This is a genomic window from Clostridium cuniculi (assembly GCF_004353185.1).
GTDB classification, from domain to species: Bacteria; Bacillota; Clostridia; order Clostridiales; family Clostridiaceae; genus Clostridium; species Clostridium cuniculi.
On record NZ_SMUS01000025.1, the window covers coordinates 43,270 to 63,978 of the forward strand.

A 20,709-nucleotide genomic window follows, 5' to 3' on the forward strand; every position below is an offset into this window, starting at 1 on the left:
TATATCTATTTAACTCTTGTTAAATAATTTTTTATTAGAATTAAAATTGTACTGAATATAGCCATTACTAAAAATACTATTAACTCTTGTATTCCTAACTTACTTAAATGTAGTAAATTTCTAAATAAAATTGTTGCTACAAAAAATCCTATAGCAGTTGTTGTGCATAAAAATACACGCATTTTATTAAATGGTCTACATACTCTTATTACAGCTAAAATACTAGTAAATCCAATCATATAATACATTAATGTAGTCATCTTCGGCTCTGCTATACCTAAAGCTGGAGCTAAGAAATATAAGACTATAATATTTATTATTATAACTACAGAATATGGGAATGAATTTTTTAATACGCTTTTTAAGAATTTTTCTTTTATTTGTTTTCCATTAGGTTCAAAAGATATAAAGAATGATGTATATCCTTCAATTGCAAGATCCACTAATGTAATTTGTATTGGAATAAATGGGAACGCTGTACAAGTTATAATATTTAATATTGATAACATTACTGAATACAATGTTTTTATAAAGAATATTGTAGCAACATTAGTAATATTATTTACAACTCTTCTTCCCTCCATTAAAACATCTTTTAAAACACTAAAGTCTGAATTTAAAAGCACAATTTGTGAAACTTGCTTTGCAACATCACTTGCCTCTGGTAATGTTATACTACAATCTGCTTGCCTTAATGCAATAACATCATTTACCCCATCACCCGTCATTGCAACAGTATGCCCTTTTGCTTGTAATGCTTGCACTAACAAACTCTTCTGATTTGGAGATACTCTTGCAAATATACTATATTCATCTACTAAATCTATTATTTCATCATCACTTTCTATAGTAGATAAATCAATATATGATTCATAATCCTCTAACCCTGCTTGCTTAGCTATACTAGAAACAGTCAATGGATTATCACCTGAAATTACTTTTACAGTTACACCTTCCCCCTTAAAGAATCCAAGCATTTCTTTGGCATTTTTTCTTAAAGGATCTGATAATTCTATTGCTGCAACAATCTCTATATCTGGTAATATATCTTCCACTACATCTTTAGAAAATCCTACAAGAAGCACTCTTTTTCCTTGCTTTTGTGCCTCTATCATATTCTCTTTAATTTCAAAGTTACTTTTAGCTGTTAATCTTTCAGGTGCTCCAACTATTATAGATCCTATATCCTTAAAGGAAATAGAACTCCATTTTCTTTCAGATGAAAATGAATTTTTATAGTCAACTTCAAAGTTGTCATTTCCTTTAAAATACTCTTTTAAAGCTTGGAAAGTACCATTATTATCTCCTATTTCATTAACAAATGCACTTAAGGCCTGATTTACTGAAATAGGCATTATTTCTTCATTAAATGTTTCAACATTTGAAACTTGCATCTTCCCTTCTGTAATAGTTCCAGTCTTGTCAAGACATAATGTATCTACATGCGCTAATGTTTCAACACTATATAAGTCTTGAACTAATACTTTTTTCTTTGCAAGCTTAATTACTCCAGTTGCTAGCGATATACTAATTAATAAAACTAAGCCCTTTGGTAGCATTCCTAGTAATGCTGCTGCTGTTGATACTACAGAACTTTTTATTACTTGATCTCTGAAAAAGAACGCCTGTACAAATAATAACACACCTACTGGGATTATTATAAAACTTGTAAGTCTTGTAACTTTTCTCATAGAATTTAATAATTCTGAGTTTACCTTTTTATGCTTTTTACTCTTTAATGTAATTTCTACCGCTAAGTTATCCTTACCAACTTTTTCAACCTTAGCATAACATTTTCCACTAACAACATAACTTCCTGAGTATAGCTTATCTCCTGGCATCTTTACTATTGTATCTGATTCTCCAGTAAGAAGAGACTCATTTACTTCTATTTTCCCATCAATAACAACTGAATCTGAGCTAATTTGATTCCCCATGTTTAGTATCGTTATATCATCTAAAACTACTTCATCAACACCTATACTCTTTTCTTTACCATCTCTTATTACATCAACCTTAGATACTGTAAGTACTGATAGCTTAGCTACCATATTTTTTGCATGTATTTCTTGAAAACTTCCAATACATATATTCAATATAATTATTAACATAAAAGCTAAGTTAGAATATGCTCCAACAGACATTAAAGCAATAGCAATAAGAAAATTATATAAATTAAATAATGTAAATACATTTCCTGATATAATCTCCCAATTAGATTTTACAGTTTTTTCTTCTACAATATTAATTTGCCCCTTTTCCTTTCGCTCTAACACTTCCGCTTCTGTTAATCCTAATATAGTTCGTTGCTCTTCCATACCCAACACACTCCATATCAATTTCTATTGTAATTACATTTGTATGTATTACCCCAAATATTTACATAATAATTAATAATATCATTTATTTTGCATCTTTAGTGTAAAATCTATGTTAAATATTATTAATATAACTATATAAGGTTAATAAAACCTTATCTTTACCTAAAAAATATGCTGTATCATCTTATTATTGATACAGCAAAACTTATTATTTAATTATATAATTACTTTTTTCAATAGCTTTTATATTATTATGTTTTAAGAAATAGTTAATTATAAGCTCACTTATATCAACATTAATTTCTCTAACAACTTCTGCCCCTTCATACGATGGATAAATTGAAGTATTAGTAGCACGATAATTATTCATAACAACATCATAATACTTATCTAAGTCAATACTCTTACCGTCCTTTTTAATAGAAACTACTCTATCTCCAAAATTTCTTGATAAATCAATTTCATAATCAAAACCTCCAAAAGTATCATAATTATAATTTTGCACTTTCGGAACTAGGAATCCATCACTAATTTTTACTTTTCCATTATCAACAACAAAATAAGTAGCAGCCTTTTCAATAGCTTCTTTTAATTTATCTCCTCTTACTTTTAAAACCATTAATGTATTAGGATAAGGATAATTTATTAATACATCTCTAATAGATACATTTTTCTTAAATCCAATTGCACTATCAAATAATGATAAAGCTGAAAAATCTGCCTCAGAAGCTTCTAATTGCACTTGATGTAAAAAATTAATAAATGGGTGACCTTTTAACCTCGCTTCAAAAATATCATTTATAAGTATATCCGTATCAAATTTACCAATTTCTTTATCTAAGTAATCTTTTAGCTTTAACTCAACATCATTAAATATTTTTTCAAGACCTTCGTTAATCTTATCATTTAATATAGAAACATCAACTAACTCATAGCTTACATCTTTAGTTTCTGTATCTAATATAATCTTACTAAACTTTTGCCCATTATGAAGTGGTTGTGCACAAACTACTCCATTTATTTTAGTAATAAAGGATCTATGTTGATGTCCACTTAAAACCATATTAATTGAATCATACTTTTCTAACAATTCACTTCCTTGATTTTCCTTAGTAAGCTTTTCTGTTGGAGTATTAGTTCCATCTAAGCTTTTTTCAAATCCACCATGATAACATACTATAATATAATCAGCTTGTTCTTTTAATTCTTTTTCATATTTCCCATACATCTCAACTGGATCTAAGAATTTTAACCCTGTTATATTTTTTTCATGCTCCCAATTAGGAATAAAAGATGTTGTAAATCCAATGCATGCAATTTTAAACCCATTAAAATCAAATATTTTATACGGTTTTGTATTTAAAGTTAATCCTTCAATATTAGCATTAATTATTTTGTCTTCAACAAGTTTATATGAATTATTTAAATAGTCTAATCCATAATTAAATTCATGATTTCCTATAACATAAGCATCATAACCTATAAATTCCAATCCTTCTAAAATAGGATTTTTTTGAACCTTTTGTTTTGATAAATAATGTGCTAAGGCTGAACCTTGTACTAAATCCCCACAATCAACCTTTAAAGAAGCATCATAATTTTTCTCATCATTTAATATGTAACTTCCTATTTTAAGTATTCCAAGTGGTTGCTCTTTTACATAGTTAGTTGGATAAACATATCCATGTAAATCACTTGTTTGATATATTGCAAGCTTCATAACTACTTCCTCCTTCATTTACAGTAAAACTATAAAATAAATACTTTTACAATGCTATCTTTCTAATCATTAGTTTGAATATATTATATTGTTTGCCCTTTTTTAGGTAATAAAACATCTCCATTTTCATTATAAAGTTTTTCAGGACGATAAGAATGAATTGGAACTAATAACTTAGGTTTAATTAAGTTAATTATTTTTATTAAATCATAAGGACGTGCATGACCACTACATGGCAATAATATGAATTGTATATTATAATCACTAAATTGTTTTACAAATGGTTCATATGCCGGATCAAATTCACCTAATGGTTGAGCATCAGTATGAATATAAATTCCATTACTCTTAAGTTTATTTATATGCTTTAAAGCAAGCTTATCTAATTGCCAGAAATACTTACTTTCATCATTTAACAACTCTTTAAAATCAATCCTTAAATTTTCGTCTAGCCCATATTCCTTATCATCTAATTGATAATAATAAGTTTCAATTCCAGATGCCTCTTTTACTACATATGAATAATATGCATCCAATACAACAGTTCTTGGATTATTCTTAATTATATTTAAAATTCTTTCTACATTTGATATGTAGTAATTAAATGTTATTTGTTTATTAGGATTATTATTAACTACTTCATTAATTTTCTCTATAAGTTCCGGTTCATTTACTGCTTCTGTCTCCCTTATAGGATCTCCAAATTCTTGGAATGAAACACTTACACCTTCTATTAATAATACATCACAATTTTCACTCTCCTTACAGAAATTTAATGTATCATTTTCTCCATATCCATGAAGTCTAATATCTCCTGTATACGCTATAGTTAAGTCAGGTGTTTCTATTACTAATCCACTAGCTCCATAAGCATCATGATCAACCGGCATAACTTTAACTTTTATTTTTCCAACTTTAACGACTTCATTTTCTTTAACTCCAACTACTTCCCTTGTATTAGAATCTTGTTTTTCATATAGAGGAAAAATAAAATCGTTATTAATGTTCAAAGTATTTAGTAATGATTTTGTACCTTCTAAAGTATATAATGGTATTTCAGGATTTAAGTAATTAACTATTTTAGAATGGTCTAAGTGAATATGAGATAAGAATACAGCAGTATTTTTAAAAGTATTTTCCTTTGATTCATATCCTATTAAAGGTATTTTAGGATCAAATATATTATTTAAATATGGCACTAAATTTTCATCTAATAATCCTTGTAAATCAGTAGGCTGTACTTTTGCAGCTGGATTATACTCACTACCAAAGTCAAAGAAAATATGACTATCTTCATATGCAACCTCTATTATTGTTCCTCCAATTGTTAAAACACCACTATGAAATGTTATTTTTGTCTTTTTATCCTTAAGCATAATTGTTAAACAACTCCTCTTTGTTATATTTTATCTTTAGTTAGATTTATAGTTATTAAAATTAATCTTCATTTTAAATAAAAAAATATATAATCGATCCTATTATAACTAATCCTAAAACATTATAAATAGTAAATTTTTTCATATAATCAGTCCCATCTTTTGGATATTCATTAATATATAGCTTATAAGAAATTACACTAGCAAGTGAAGCTATAATTGTCCCTAGTCCACCTATATTCACTCCTAATAATAGTTCCTTATAATATGGTGTAAATGCTGAAATAAGCATCGTTGCTGGAACATTACTTATAAATTGACTAGATATTATTGAAGATATAAATGTGCTCTTTTCTGAAGACAATATATTTACCATAAAATCTTTAATTACACTCATAGAAGATATATTACCTATAAATATAAAAAAGGCTACAAAAGTAATAAGTAATGAGTAATCTACTTTTTTAAATAACTTTTTATTAAAAATCATTATAGCTATTATTGTTATTATAAAAGCAATTCTATAATCAATTAAATGAAATACTGAAAGTAATGTTATGAAAAATAAAACTGAGTATATTATTATATCTCTATTATTTTCTATTTTTATATTTTCAACTTGAAAATATAACTCCTCCTTTTTTTCATTCATTGTTATGGCACTTAAAAATACAACTGATAATAAAACTAATGGAAATGTTATCTTAAAAAACTCCATAATATTAACATTAAAATAAGAGTAAATAAAAAGATTTTGTGGATTTCCCATTGGAGTTAACGCACTTCCTAAATTAGCGGCTAATGTCTGAAGTACAATAAGCTTTAATGGCTTTATATTAGCTTTTTTAGCTATAACTAATGTTAATGGTACAAAAGTAATTAAAGCAACATCGTTTGTTACTATCATTGCTGAAAAGAAGGTTAAAAATACTAACGTACATGTAATTGCTTTAAAACTTGTACATCTTTTTAATAATGAAGTAGCTATACTATCTAAAACTTGCAACTCTTTAAATCCAGCTACTACTATCATTAAATTAAACAATAGAATTATTACCTTAAAATCTATATATTCCAACTTAGGTAATGATATAAATGATGTTCCTATAGCTAATGTTATTGCAATTATTAATACTATTTCCTTTTTTATAAATTCTAAAAATACTCTTTTATCCTTTATTAAATTCAACTCTAAATTCATCTTAAAACCTCTATTCAATTTTTAAATATTTAAAATTAACCTAAAATATCATTTCATAATATCTTTTTATATTTCTTTCAAGCTCAAGTAAATCTACATTTCTACCAATTCTCAATGTTTCTTTCCCTTCAATAAATAATAAAAATATAGGTAATGAAAACACACCATATTTTGCAGCTAAATCTAAATTTTCCTCCCCATTAATTTCTCCACTCTTAATTTGTGGTAAATTTTTTAAAATGCCTTCAATTTTATATTTTATTGCTTCACAAGCACCACAATCCATTCCTGTAAAATATAATACAGCCATTTTATTATCATTAACTAAATTTATAATATCATTTTCACTAAATAATCTATTCAAAATATTTTTCACCTCTTTTATAAAAAAATTATATCTTTAATCTTATCTTTGTTCTTAAATTATATACCTATAATCTACAAAAAAATAGCTACTACTTAAATTTATAAGTAATAGCTATTTATCTTCTAATTATTATTTTTATAAAAATATTCTAAAATATCATCAAAAGTTTCAAATGCCAATCCAGCTAATTCACAACATTCAATTATTGCTTCCTTCATCTCATTTATAGGAATATCTTTTATTGACTTACATTCAAATCCCTCTTCACAATAAGACTCACAAATTGCCTTTTCTAACTCTTCTTGGGAAATTCCATCTTCTTTAAACATACTTAAAAATATTTCTCTAATATGATTTTCTCTCTCGATTGTTGTTAATAAATTCTCCATATATCCTCCAAAGTAACCTCTCTCAATTATAATTGTATTCATATTATAGCATATTTAAAAGAAATAAAGTCTCTAGTTTTGTTTAAAACCTTATATAAAGATATTATTTTAAAGTACGTTTTAAAAATTCCCTTGTTCTTTCTTTTTTAGGATTATTGAAAATTTCCTCAGGCGTTCCTTCTTCTTCAATTACTCCATTATTCATGAATACAACCCTATCTGAAACTTCTCTTGCGAATTCCATTTCATGAGTTACAACTAACATAGTAAGTCCACTTTCTGCAAGTTCTTTCATTATCTTTAGAACTTCCCCTACCATTTCTGGATCTAATGCAGATGTTGGTTCATCAAATAATATAACATCAGGCTCCATAGATAAAGCTCTCGCTATTGCTACTCTTTGCTTTTGCCCCCCTGATAATTGCTTTGGCTTAGCATTTATGTAGTTACTCATTCCAACAATGTTTAAATATTTCATAGCAACTTTCTCTGATTCTTCTTTACTTCTTCCTAAAACCTTCATTTGTCCAACTATACAATTATTTAAAACATTATGGTTATTAAATAAATTAAACTGTTGAAATACCATTCCTAACTTAGTTCTATACTTATATATATCATGTTTATCATCTAATATATTTTCTTTATTATATATGATTTCTCCACCTGTTGGCTTTTCCAAAAGATTTATACATCTTAATAAGGTTGATTTTCCAGATCCAGATGATCCTATAATACAAACAACTTCTCCTTTATTTACTGAAAAATCTATATCTCTTAAAACCTTATGGTCTCCAAAGGATTTACTTAAATGCTTAACTTCAATTATTCTTTCCATTCCTTACTCCTCCTTAAGCTCCCACACTACCATTAACTTTTTTAGCTATATCTTCTGTTGTTTCAACTTGCATTTGATTGCCTGCAATAATATAATTTTCAGGCCCATCTAACTTTTTCTCTATTGCTCTTAATATTCTTGTAATTGTAAATGTCATAATGAAATAAATTATACATGTTATAAAGAATGTCTCAAAGTATCTGAAGTTATTTCCTGATATAGTCTTAGTTTGGAAATATAATTCTGATACTGATATTACATTTAAAACAGATGTATCCTTTATATTAATTACAAACTCATTTCCAGTTGCAGGTAAAATATTTCTAATAACTTGTGGTAACACCACATTAATCATTGTTTGAAAATGATTCATTCCTATTGCTTGTGCTGCTTCAAATTGTCCTTTATCTACTGAAAGAATTCCACCTCTTACTATTTCAGACATATATGCCCCTGTGTTTATTGATACTATAAACAATCCTGCTGCAATTCTATCTATATCTATTCCAAAGGCTGCTGCTGATCCATAATAAATAACCATAGCTTGTACTATCATAGGCGTACCACGGAAAAATTCTATATAAGCTGATAAAATCACATTAATTGTTTTTAATAAACCTTTTTTTGCTCCTTTTTCTGGAACAGGTATTGTTCTTACAACTCCAACTATAAGACCTATTAATGTTCCTATTAATGTTCCTATTATAGAAATTAATAAGGTCATTCCGGCCCCTCTTAAAAACATTGGCCAATTATTTTGTAATATCTTAATTATCCATTCTAGACTCATGACAAACTCTCCTTAAAATATTAATTATATAATCATTAAGCTTATTATAATAATTTCTACCCTTAACTATTGAGCTGCAGGTTGATTTTTAATAGCGTTATCCATAATCTCTAATCTTTCTTCTTGTGATATTCCGCTTAAAACTTCATTTATTTTATCTTTTAATTCACTTCCCTTTACTAAACCAACCGCTGTATTAGTATCTTCCTCTGATGTGACAAATCCATCTGTGAACTCTACCATTTTAAAGTTTTCATTTGCCATTTCAGCACTTAAAGCTTCAGGTCTCTCAGTTACATAACCATCTATAACTCCTGTTTCTAAAGCCACCCTCATAGCTGAAAAGTTATCCATAGCAGGTTGTTTATTTACTGACGGTATTTGATCTATTACTGAATAATGGAAAGTATTTAACTGAGCTGTTATTTTAGCACCTGAAAAATCACTTAATGTTTTTGCATTTTCATATGCTCCGCCCTTCTTTACTAACATAACTAAATCTGATTTATAATAGTTATCTGAAAAATCTATTGTTTTTTTACGTTCCTCTGTTGGTGACATACCTGCAATAATAGCATCTATTTTTCCTGATATTAATGATGGTACTAATCCATCCCATTCAGTTTTAACTATAACTAACTCTTTTCCTAATGAATCTGCTATTTTTTTTGCCATTTCTACATCGTATCCACCAGCATATTCTGAAGTTCCCTCTATTTTTACTGCACCATTTGAGTCATCTAATTGAGTCCAATTAAAAGGAGCATACCCCGCTTCCATCCCAACTCTAAATACATTTTCTGATGAAGTTTTTGTTCCACACCCCGTTAATGTTATTGCAGCTGTTGTTACAGCTAAAATTAATGCTGATAATCTTTTTTTCATAATTTATCATCTCCTTTTTTGTAATAAAAAAACCAACCCAATTGGGCTGGTGCTATCTTAAACATCATATGAACATCAAAAAAACTAATCCTCTATAGCTTAGTTTAGAATTCATAGTAACTCCCCATCTTTCTCCTTTGAGATAGCACAACTTAATAAGTCTGGGAAAACTTATTAAGACAGTCCTGCAGCTCTTAACTGCAGACCCAGCAAGTAATATCGAGACATATTACAAACTTCGGCAAAATCTCCTTCTTTTTAGATTCATCACACTCTCTAGCTCCACTAAAAACTGTTAGATTTTGCGCCTCTACCTCATAATAAAATGAGGTGTATATTCAATTTTATGTTTCCATAATATACATGTATTTCCTTTTTGTCAACATTTTTTTAACTTTTTGTTAACATATAAATTTGTAATAGTTTTCTTTAAATAATTCATATAAATACATATTATGTAAACTAAAATCATTAACTATTTATTAATATTAAAAGGAAATATCACATTATAGTATTAAACTATAAGTAATATCTCCTTTTTACTATTCCATCAAATATTTATCTACAGATAATGCAGCATTTCTCCCTTCTGCAATTCCCCACACAACTAAAGATGGTCCTCTTCTTGCATCTCCAGCTACAAACACATTATCCTTAGAAGTCTTATAATCTACATCAGTTGCATTAATGCTTCCTCTACTATTTAACTCAACCCCTAAATCCTTAGCTATATAATCTTCAACCCCAGTAAAGCCCATAGCTATTAAAACTAAATCTGCATTCCAAATCTTTTCAGAACCTTCAATTTCCTTAAGACTCATTCTACCATTTTCATCTTTAACCCATTCTACATCAACGGTTTTAAGAGATTTTACATCACCATTTTTGTCTCCATAAAACTCTTTAACACTAGTTAAATACATTCTTGGGTCATGACCAAACTTTGCAATATACTCTTCTTGACCATAGTCAACTTTTAATATTTTTGCATATTCTGGCCAAGGATTATTTTCACCTCTAGTTTTTAAAGGCTCTCCCATTATTTCAAATTGATTTACAGATTTACATCCTTGTCTAAGTGCTGTACCAACACAGTCAGTTCCCGTATCTCCTCCACCAATTACTATTACATCTTTATCTGTAGCTATAATATCGGCTCCTTTATTAAATACTGAACCAACTACTCTTTTTGTATTATTAGTTAAATATTTTACTGCAAAATGAATTCCATTAAGTTCTCTTCCAGGCACCTTTAAATCTCTTGGTTTAGATGCACCTATTGTTACAACTATTGCATCATACTCTTTATCTAATTCATTAAAAGTAATATCAATACCAACATTTACACAAGTTTTAAAGGTAATACCTTCTTCTTTAAGAAGATTAACTCTTCTTTCTATAACAGTCTTTTCAAGCTTCATATTTGGTATACCATACATCATAAGTCCACCAACACGGTCTTCTCTTTCATATACAGTAACACTATGACCTAACTTATTTAAAAAGTCTGAACATGTAAGACCTGATGGTCCTGAACCTATAACAGCAACTTTTTTTCCTGTTCTTATTTGTGGTGGATTAGCTTTAATAATACCCTCACTAAAGCCCTTTTCTATTAAATACTTTTCATTAGCCTTAACTGTAACAGCATCTCCATGTAATCCACAAGTACAAGCATTTTCACATAATGCAGGGCATACCCTAGAAGTAAATTCCGGGAAATTACTAGTTTTTAAGAGTCTTTCTAGCCCTAATTTCCACTTTCCTAAATATACAAAGTTATTCCACTCAGGAATAAGGTTATGCAAAGGACAGCCAGTCGCCATTCCATTTAATATTATTCCTGATTGGCAAAATGGAACTCCACAGTCCATACATCTTGCCCCTTGCTCTTTTCTTTCCTCTTCAGTAAGAGGTGTATCAAATTCATTCCAATGATTTATTCTACTTAGCGCATCCTCTCTACTACAGTTCTTTCTACTAAATTCCATAAAACCTGTTGCTTTTCCCATGATACTCCCTCCTTACATTCCTTTTCCTGTTTTTTCATAGAAAGCATTAACTAAAGCTTCATCTCTAGTAAACCCTTTCTCTTCATTTATTTTAACAAGCTCTAAAACTTCCTTATAATCTTTAGGAATTACTTTTTTAATTTTAGTTATATTTAAATCAAAATTATCTAAAATTGTTTTAGCTTTTACTGAATTTGTAAGATTATAATGCTCCGTAATTATTTCTTTCAAGAAGTTAATATCTTCATCATTTATCTCTTCAATAAGTACCATCTCTTTATTAACTTTAGAAACAAACTTATTACTTTTATCTAGAACATAAGCTATACCACCACTCATACCAGCAGCAAAATTAACTCCTGTTTCTCCTAATATAACAGCTCTTCCTCCTGTCATATATTCACAACCATGAGCTCCACACCCTTCAATTACAGCTGTTGCTCCTGAATTTCTCACACAGAATCTTTCACCAACAACTCCATTAAAAAATGCCTTACCAGATGTAGCTCCATATAATGCCACATTACCAACTATAATATTTTCATCTGCAACTATTTTACTATTCTTAGGAGGATATACAACTATCTTTCCTCCTGATAACCCCTTACCAACATAATCATTACCATCACCTTCAACTTCTAAAGTTAAACCTCTTGGTATAAATGCACCAAAGCTTTGTCCAGCTGCTCCTGTACACTTAATCCATACTGTATCTTCTGGTAATCCTTCAGCCTTATGTCTTCTAGTAATTTCAGACCCTAAGATAGTACCAAATGCTCTATCTGTATTTAAAATATCAAGTTCTATTTTAACTTTTTCCTTATTATCTAAAGCTGGTTTTGCAAGGTCTAAAAGTATTGCTGAATCTTTAACAGAATCAAGCTTATGATCATACTTATTATCTAAATTGAATCTAATACCATTTTCAGAATCAACTTGTGATTTGTCTAATACTAGTGATAAATCAACTCTTTTAGCCTTCCAGTTATCAACATTTTCTTTTTTCTTCAACTTGTCTACTCTACCAATCATTTCGTCAATAGTTCTAAATCCAAGTTTAGCCATGTATTCTCTTAGTTCTTCAGCAATAAACTTCATAAAGTTTACTACATATTCTGGCTTACCAGTAAACCTCTTTCTAAGTTCTTCATTTTGTGTGGCAATCCCAACTGGACAAGTATCTAAATTGCATACTCTCATCATTACACAACCTAAAGTTACAAGTGGTGCAGTTGCAAATCCAAATTCTTCAGCTCCAAGTAAAGCTGCTATTGCAACATCTCTACCTGTCATAAGCTTACCATCAGTTTCAACTCTAACTCTATCTCTTAAGTTATTCATAACAAGTGTTTGATGGGCTTCTGCAAGTCCTAATTCCCATGGAAGACCTGCATGTTGAATAGAAGTCTTAGGAGATGCCCCTGTACCTCCATCATAACCTGATACTAATATTACATCAGCCCCAGCTTTAGCAACACCTGCTGCAACTGTTCCAACTCCAGCCTCTGCAACCAATTTTACAGAAATATCTGCATATATATTAGAATTCTTCAAATCATATATAAGTTGTGCTAAATCTTCTATTGAATAAATATCATGATGAGGTGGTGGTGAAATAAGCCCAACTGCAGTAGTTGAATGTCTTGTTTTTGCAATCCAAGGATATACCTTTGATGCAGGAAGTTGTCCACCTTCTCCTGGTTTTGCACCTTGAGCCATTTTTATTTGTAATTCATCTGCATTAACTAAATATTCTGAAGTAACTCCAAATCTACCTGATGCTATTTGCTTAATTTTAGATCTCTTTGAATTACCATTATCAAGTGGAATCCATCTTTCTCTATCTTCTCCACCTTCTCCAGTATTAGACTTACCGCCTAATCTATTCATTGCTATAGCAAGTGCTTCATGAGCCTCCTTAGAAATTGAACCATATGACATTGCTCCAGTTTTAAATCTCTTTACAATTGAAGATACTGGCTCTACCTCCTCTAGTGGAATAGGATTTGCTTCAAATTCAAAGTCTAATAATCCTCTTAAAGTTAATCCTTCTTCCTCTTTATTTATTAATGTAGAATATTCCTTAAACCTATTATAATCTCCAGTTTTTGTTGCTTGTTGTAACATGTGAATAGTTGCTGGATTGTATAAATGCTTTTCTCCATTACTTCTTAATTTATCTCTACCGAAGTTATCTAAATCAAAATTAAGTTGTTTATATCTCTTGTTATAAGCCTTTTCATGCTTAGATAACGCTTCTTTTTCTATATCCTTTAAAGTTAATCCACCAATTCTACTAGTTGTATTTGTAAAGTACTTATCTATTACAGATTTATCTATACCTAAAGCTTCAAATATTTGAGCTCCTTGATATGATCTAATAGCTGAAATCCCCATCTTAGAAAGTATTTTAGTTATGCCTTTAACAACAGCTGTATCATAATTATTGATAGCCTCTTCATATGAAATTGTAATGATTTCATCTTCAATTAACTCATGAATACATTGATAAGCTAAATATGGATTAACTGCTGTAGCTCCATATCCTAAAAGTGTTGCAAAGTGATGAACTTCTCTAGCCTCTGCAGTTTCTACAATAATATCAGCTAAACTTCTAACACCTTTTTTAATTAAGTAGTTATTCATTGCCGCAACTGCTAATAATGAAGGAATTGGTGCATTTGATTCATCAACAAATCTATCACTTAATATAATTACATTTGCTCCTTCATTAATAAGTTGAAGTGCTTCTCTACATAAATATTTCAATGATATTTCTAAACTATTCTCCTTAGTTTTATCGAAAGTAATATCTAAGGTTTTAATATTATATCCATGTCCATCTAATGATTTTATTTTTACTAAATCTTTATCATTAATAATTGGATTTACTATTTCTATTTGTCTACAACTTTCAGGACAATCATCTAATATGTTTCCTTTAGAGCCTAAATAGACATTAGTGGATGTTACAACCTCTTCTCTTATTGCATCTATTGGAGGATTAGTTACTTGAGCAAATAATTGCTTAAAGTAATTAAATAACGGTTGATCTTTTAAGGATAATACAGCAAGTGGTGTATCAATCCCCATGGCTGCCATTGGTTCATGCATATTTTGAGCCATTTCATATATATTAGTTTTTAAATCTTCATATCCATAACCAAATACCTTTTGATAAGTTGTTATTTCTTCTCTACCCATAAATTTATGTTCATAATTATCTATATTTATATTTTTAAGTGGGGTTAATCTTTCTTCTAACCATTCTTTATATGGTTTTTCTAAACTATACTTTTTCTTAACTTCTGTATCTTCTATAAGCTTACCTTTAATAGTATCAACTAATAAAATCTTTCCTGGCTCTAATCTATCTTTTCTTACTACCCTCTCCTCATCTATGTATACTGCTCCAGTTTCTGATGAAAGATATAGATATCCATCATCTGTTATATAATATCGTGATGGTCTTAATCCATTTCTATCTAAAACTGCTCCTACCCTATCTCCATCAGTAAATACTATAGATGCAGGTCCATCCCATGGCTCCATTAATGTTGAATTATACTTATAAAAAGCTTTTTTATCTTCATCTATATTTTTAGACTTTTCCCATGGTTCAGGTATTAGCATTAATATTGATCTAGCTAAATCTCTTCCACCCATATATAAAAATTCTAATACATTATCAAAAGTTGCAGAGTCTGAACCTTCCTTATTTATTATAGGTAATACTTCAGGAAGCTTATCTCCAAATACCTCTGAAGTAATAGATCCTTCTCTTGAATAAATCTTATTAACATTACCTCTTAAAGTATTTATCTCTCCATTATGAACCATCATTCTATTAGGATGTGCTCTTTCCCAACTTGGAAATGTATTTGTTGAGTATCTTGAATGAACTAAAGCTATAGCTGATTCAACATCTTTATCTAATAAATCAGGATAAAATTCTCTTACTTGTGTTGATAACAACATCCCTTTATAAACTATTGTTTTTGAAGAAAGTGATGCTATATAAGTAGTACAATTATTTAAAGATTCTTCTAAATTAAAAGCTTTTTCAATGTTTCTTCTTAATATATATAATTCTCTTTCAAATTCTCTTGTATCTTTTATATTATTAGGTTTATCTAATATAATCTGTATAATGTTAGGCATAGACTCTAAAGCTGCCTTTCCAAGTCCACTATAATCTATAGGTACATCTCTTAATAGTAAGGTGTTATATCCTTTTTGCATTAAAACTTTATTCATTATATTTAATGCTAATTCTTTTTTCTTTTTTTCAGTTGGAAGAAATAATACACCTATGGCATATTCTCCACTTTTAGGTAAACTAACATTAGACTCTTTACATACTTTATTAAAAAAGTTGTGAGGTATTTGAATTAAAATACCAGCTCCATCACCAGTATTCTCATCTGCTCCAGTTCCACCCCTATGCTTTAAATTTTCTAAAATATCTAAAGCATCATTTATAACCTTATTAGAGCTTTTTCCTTTAATATTTACTACAGCTCCTATTCCACATGCATCATGTTCAAAACTACTGTTATATAACCCCCAATTTTCTTTCATATATCCCTCTCCTTTTTAATAGTATATTTTTATGTATGAAAACTAAATATGAAATTATACTACTCAAAAAAATTCTCATTTTTTGTTTGAATCCATTTTTTGTATAATAAATATTATATATAAATTTATATACAATTTCAAACTTTTATTATTATTTTTGTATACTTTTCTCAAAAAATTAAGTATTATGTTTATTAATGTTAATTTTATTAATAATTTATCATTTCAATTCTTAGGTATTTTAAATGATTTATAAGTATTTATTTTCATTTTTATGAATTTCATTTTTCTATTTCTGTCATTTTCTCAAAAATTTTTATTAAATTTTTATATAAAAATGTCACATTATAATCATAATGTGACATCTACTTATTTTTTATATTAATTTATTTTCACCTGTAATATATAATTCTATAGTTCTGTTATTTTTAATGTATATACTGCATTCCCTATTAAACCATAATAATATCCTAGCTCAACTTTATATAATACCTCATTTATCCTTACTATAGCTGGAATATCTCTTTCTATATACTCTAATGTATCTCCCTTTTCTATACATTTATCTTCTATTATTTTGAAAAATTCCTCTTTACTTTTAGGTTTTTGATCTAAGTCTATAACTAACGTTTTATGCTTGTTAACTCTCATTCCATTCAATTCCTTAGCAATCCTACTAAGATGCATATAATCTCCTATCCATAGCCCTACAATAATTATTGTGTTTACCAATATAATATATCTAATATAATCATCAATAAATATTCCTATTATAGGAACTATAATTACAATCATCCAAACCCAATAGTATATAGCGATTCCACTACTTCCTTTACTATTTCTGCCTGGTAATTGTCTAATAAATTGAAACAATATACCTATAACAATATATACTAAAACTACTGGTATAAAGTAATTAAATACTTTTACTGCTCCATTTAAATCATTAGTGAACCTTAATGTTAATATTGAGCTTACAAGTAAAAGTAACCCTACGTTAACTCCCTTTATTAAGTTTTCTTTCATTCCCCTCTCCCCCCCTTAATTCTCTCTCTTACTTCTCTTAAATATTTTCTTGAAATATAAGTTGTTTCATTATTAATTAATTTAGCTTCCATTAACCCATTCAGTAATGGATTATAAACTAACACCTTTTCTAAATTTAATATTGTTGATTTAGAAATTCTTACGAATTGTGATGGTAATATCTTTTCTAATTCATATAATCTATTTTTATACTCATAAACCTCCTTTTCTGTATGAATTAATAAATTCCTTTTAGTTGTTTCTACAAAATAAACATCATCGCTTTTAACTTTATAAATTTTACTATCCTTATAACATGATAATTTAATACTTTTATATTTTTCGTTTTCTATATAATCAATAAGATTTTCTATAGATTTATTGTGCTCATGAACAAATAACTCTACAGCTTCTTCTTTTGCTTTATCTATTTCTTGAATTCTTACCTTCATATTCCCCCCTAAAACTTGTTACTATAAAATAATAATCACTTCTTAAATCTTAAATATAAGCTTCTTTACTTTAATAATATCCTACACCTATTTTAATTTCCACATTTTACACGCAAGTGGTAGTTTTAAATAGGTAAGAGGCCTATAAGGCACTTATTTTCTATATAAATACATAAGTTAATTGACATTCTAATCATTAAATAATATTATTTAAAATTGGTAGCGATACACACTTGTATAACACATAAGATAAAGTATATAAAAATACTAATTTACAAAAGAAAGGTGAGATATAATTGAAATTTCTAAAAAATTATGCTTCTTCACTAATATTACTTATAGCCATACTAATAGGTGGTTTTTTAGGTATCATACTAGGTGAAAAAGCTATAATCTTTGAACCAATAGGGAATTTATTTTTAAACTTAATTTTTACACTACTGGTTCCTATAGTTTTCTTTAGCATATCTTCTTCTATAGCTAATATGGAAAACTCAAAAAAACTCGGTAAAATTCTTGGAACAACTATTATAGTTTTTGCTATTACAGCCATTATTTCAGGAATTATAGGTGTTATTAGCTTTAAATTATTTAATCCTACTAATAATTTAGATTCATCTATATTTAATAATCTTCTTAGTTCTACAGGATCTATAGAACAAGAAAATGTTGGTATAATTCAAAAAATAGTTTCAAGTATTACTGTTAATGACTTTTCTGGGCTTTTATCTAGAAGTAATATGTTAGCTCTAATCTTATTTTCTATTCTTATTGGATTTGCAACTATGCTTTCTAAAGAAGATGGAAAGCCATTTGCAGCATTTTTAAAAAGCGGTTCTATAGTAACTATGAAAATGATGGGATTAATTATGTATATTGCTCCATTAGGACTTGGTTGCTACTTTGCAACAGTTGTTGGACAACTAGGTAGTCAAATACTTGGTGGATATATAAAAGTATTCATTTTATATATTGTAGTTTCTATTATTTACTTCTTTGGATTTTTTACTATTTATGCTTATATTGCTGGTAAAAAACAAGGTGTAAAAATATTTTGGAAAAATGCTACTCCTCCTGCAGTTACAGCATTAGCAACTTGCTCTAGTGCTGCTTGTATTCCAGTTAATATAGATGCAGCTAAAAAAATGGGAGTTTCAGATACACTTGCAAATATCGTTATGCCACTTGGTGTTAATATTCATAAAGATGGTTCTATAATTGGGGGCATCTTTAAAATAATGTTCTTATTCGGAATATTTGGAAGAGATACTAACAATATTGGAACTTTACTAATGATTCTTGGGGTAGGCTTGCTTATCGGTGCAGTAGTTGGTGCTGTTCCTGGCGGTGGTGCAATTGGAGAAATGCTTATTTTAAGTATCTTTGGTTTCCCAGCTGAAAGCCTAGCAATAATGCTTGTTATAGCTACAATAATAGATGCACCAGCAACCTTATTAAATTCATCTGGTAATACAGTTTGTACTATGATGATTTCTAAATTCATGAAAGAAAATTCTAATAAGTAATTCTCTTAAATTATATATGAAATAACTTTTACTAAAATAAAAAGTTATTTCATATATTACTATTGGAACAATTTTTTCAGGAGTTTTTTTATGAAAGATATATTTAGTAAAATAAATAATTTAGAAAAACTTATAGGTAATACTCCCTTAGTAGAAATTTCATTTAAATATAAAGAAAAAAATATGAAAATTTATGCTAAACTCGAATATTACAATTTAACTGGAAGTATTAAAGATAGAGTTGCTATATATATTCTAAAACGGGCTTATATAAATAAAAAAATTAACGAAAATGACCTTATTCTCGAAGCTACTAGCGGTAATACTGGTATTTCTCTTGCAGCCATTGGAGCTTATTTAGGGCATAATGTTCATATCTATATGCCAGATTGGATGAGCTCAGAAAGAATGAAATTACTAGAAAGTTATAATACTAAACTACATTTAGTATCAAAGAATGATGGTGGATTTCTTAAATGCATATCTTTAACTGAACAATGTAAAGCTAATTGTCCTGATATTTTTTTACCACAACAATTTTCAAACAATGATAATATATATTCTCATTATCACTCTACAGCTCCTGAAATATACTCAACATTAAAAAGACATCACATATCCCCTTCAATTTTTGTTGCTGGAGTAGGTACTGGCGGAACAATAATGGGTATATCTAAATTTTTAAAAGAAAAAAATCGTCATTTAAAAGCTTATCCTATTGAACCAGCCTCATCCCCAACACTTTCAACAGGTACTCATACAGGTTATCATCGTATTCAAGGAATTTCAGATGAGTTTATTCCCTCAATAGTAGATTTAAATCAATTAAGTGACATTATAAGTGTTGATGATGGTGATGCTATAATCATGGCTCAAATGCTATCTAAAGAATTAGGACTTGGTGTTGGAATCTCCTCCGGTGCTAATTTTATAGGTGCTATTAAAGCTTTAGATATTAACAAATCTGTTTCTGGTGCTATAACTGTCTTTTCTGATGATAATAAAAAATATATATCTACTGATTTAATGAATAAAGAACCTATTAAATCTGGCTTTATTTCTTCTGATGTTAAACTCCTCGACTTTAGAGTTCTTTAACTAAATTGTTCGTTAAAGCTTAAGTGCCGTGATGACGAAAATTAATGATATTACCTCCAGGAATTAGTGTAATTTTCGTTAAGAATTTATATTGTTTTCTCCGGAAAAAGTGCTAAAGCTTCGAAAG

The 20,709-nt window shown here is 28.5% G+C and carries 15 protein-coding genes and 1 riboswitch; of the genes, 2 read left to right on the forward strand and 13 right to left on the reverse strand.

Features of this window, described 5'->3' with window-relative positions; translation table 11 throughout:
- Positions 1-5: 5 nt before the first annotated feature.
- From EJJ37_RS12945 to EJJ37_RS13005, 13 genes are all read right to left on the reverse strand, one after another.
- A complete protein-coding gene (locus EJJ37_RS12945; RefSeq protein WP_133015998.1) occupies positions 6-2,318 on the reverse strand; it encodes a cation-translocating P-type ATPase in 2,313 nt (770 codons plus the stop codon).
- A 211-nt stretch (positions 2,319-2,529) separates the two neighbouring features.
- On the reverse strand, positions 2,530-4,041 hold the full coding sequence (locus EJJ37_RS12950; protein WP_133015999.1) for a bifunctional metallophosphatase/5'-nucleotidase: 1,512 nt from the start codon (positions 4,039-4,041) through the stop codon (positions 2,530-2,532).
- An 83-nt stretch (positions 4,042-4,124) separates the two neighbouring features.
- The gene (locus EJJ37_RS12955; RefSeq protein WP_204596862.1) at positions 4,125-5,417 is read right to left on the reverse strand and encodes an MBL fold metallo-hydrolase; all 1,293 of its coding nucleotides are present in this window, start codon (positions 5,415-5,417) and stop codon (positions 4,125-4,127) included.
- 73 nt (positions 5,418-5,490) lie between these two features.
- The gene (locus EJJ37_RS12960; protein ID WP_193553929.1) at positions 5,491-6,618 is read right to left on the reverse strand and encodes an SLC13 family permease; all 1,128 of its coding nucleotides are present in this window, start codon (positions 6,616-6,618) and stop codon (positions 5,491-5,493) included.
- 40 nt (positions 6,619-6,658) lie between these two features.
- On the reverse strand, positions 6,659-6,982 hold the full coding sequence (locus EJJ37_RS12965) for a thioredoxin family protein (RefSeq protein ID WP_133016001.1): 324 nt from the start codon (positions 6,980-6,982) through the stop codon (positions 6,659-6,661).
- A 125-nt stretch (positions 6,983-7,107) separates the two neighbouring features.
- Positions 7,108-7,374 (reverse strand): hypothetical protein, encoded by a 267-nt coding sequence (locus EJJ37_RS12970; protein ID WP_133016002.1) that lies wholly within the window; start codon positions 7,372-7,374, stop codon positions 7,108-7,110.
- Positions 7,375-7,477: 103 nt separating this feature from the next.
- Positions 7,478-8,212, reverse strand: coding sequence for an amino acid ABC transporter ATP-binding protein (locus EJJ37_RS12975; protein WP_133016003.1), 735 nt, complete (start codon positions 8,210-8,212; stop codon positions 7,478-7,480).
- 13 nt (positions 8,213-8,225) lie between these two features.
- On the reverse strand, positions 8,226-9,002 hold the full coding sequence (locus EJJ37_RS20885; RefSeq protein WP_133016004.1) for an amino acid ABC transporter permease: 777 nt from the start codon (positions 9,000-9,002) through the stop codon (positions 8,226-8,228).
- Positions 9,003-9,068: 66 nt separating this feature from the next.
- Complete coding sequence (locus tag EJJ37_RS20890; protein ID WP_133016005.1) at positions 9,069-9,887, reverse strand: transporter substrate-binding domain-containing protein; 819 nt, start codon at positions 9,885-9,887, stop codon at positions 9,069-9,071.
- Positions 9,888-10,022: 135 nt separating this feature from the next.
- A riboswitch (Lysine riboswitch) is annotated at positions 10,023-10,208 on the reverse strand.
- 221 nt (positions 10,209-10,429) lie between these two features.
- Positions 10,430-11,899 carry a glutamate synthase subunit beta gene (locus EJJ37_RS12990; RefSeq protein WP_133016006.1) on the reverse strand — a complete coding sequence of 490 codons (1,470 nt, stop codon included), beginning with the start codon at positions 11,897-11,899 and terminating at the stop codon, positions 10,430-10,432.
- A 12-nt stretch (positions 11,900-11,911) separates the two neighbouring features.
- Entirely contained in the window at positions 11,912-16,480 is a 4,569-nt protein-coding gene (gene gltB / locus EJJ37_RS12995) for a glutamate synthase large subunit (protein ID WP_133016007.1), read from the reverse strand.
- A 411-nt stretch (positions 16,481-16,891) separates the two neighbouring features.
- Positions 16,892-17,506 (reverse strand): DUF4318 domain-containing protein, encoded by a 615-nt coding sequence (locus EJJ37_RS13000; RefSeq protein WP_133016008.1) that lies wholly within the window; start codon positions 17,504-17,506, stop codon positions 16,892-16,894.
- A complete protein-coding gene (locus EJJ37_RS13005) occupies positions 17,503-17,958 on the reverse strand; it encodes a LytTR family DNA-binding domain-containing protein (protein WP_133016009.1) in 456 nt (151 codons plus the stop codon). Before EJJ37_RS13005 ends, EJJ37_RS13000 begins: the two co-directional genes overlap by 4 nt.
- Positions 17,959-18,254: 296 nt before the next feature.
- Between EJJ37_RS13005 and EJJ37_RS13010 the strand changes: the two genes are divergently transcribed.
- The gene (locus tag EJJ37_RS13010) at positions 18,255-19,484 is read left to right on the forward strand and encodes a dicarboxylate/amino acid:cation symporter (protein ID WP_133016010.1); all 1,230 of its coding nucleotides are present in this window, start codon (positions 18,255-18,257) and stop codon (positions 19,482-19,484) included.
- Between the two features lie 90 nt (positions 19,485-19,574).
- The gene (locus EJJ37_RS13015; RefSeq protein ID WP_133016011.1) at positions 19,575-20,582 is read left to right on the forward strand and encodes a PLP-dependent cysteine synthase family protein; all 1,008 of its coding nucleotides are present in this window, start codon (positions 19,575-19,577) and stop codon (positions 20,580-20,582) included.
- Positions 20,583-20,709 lie beyond the last annotated feature (127 nt).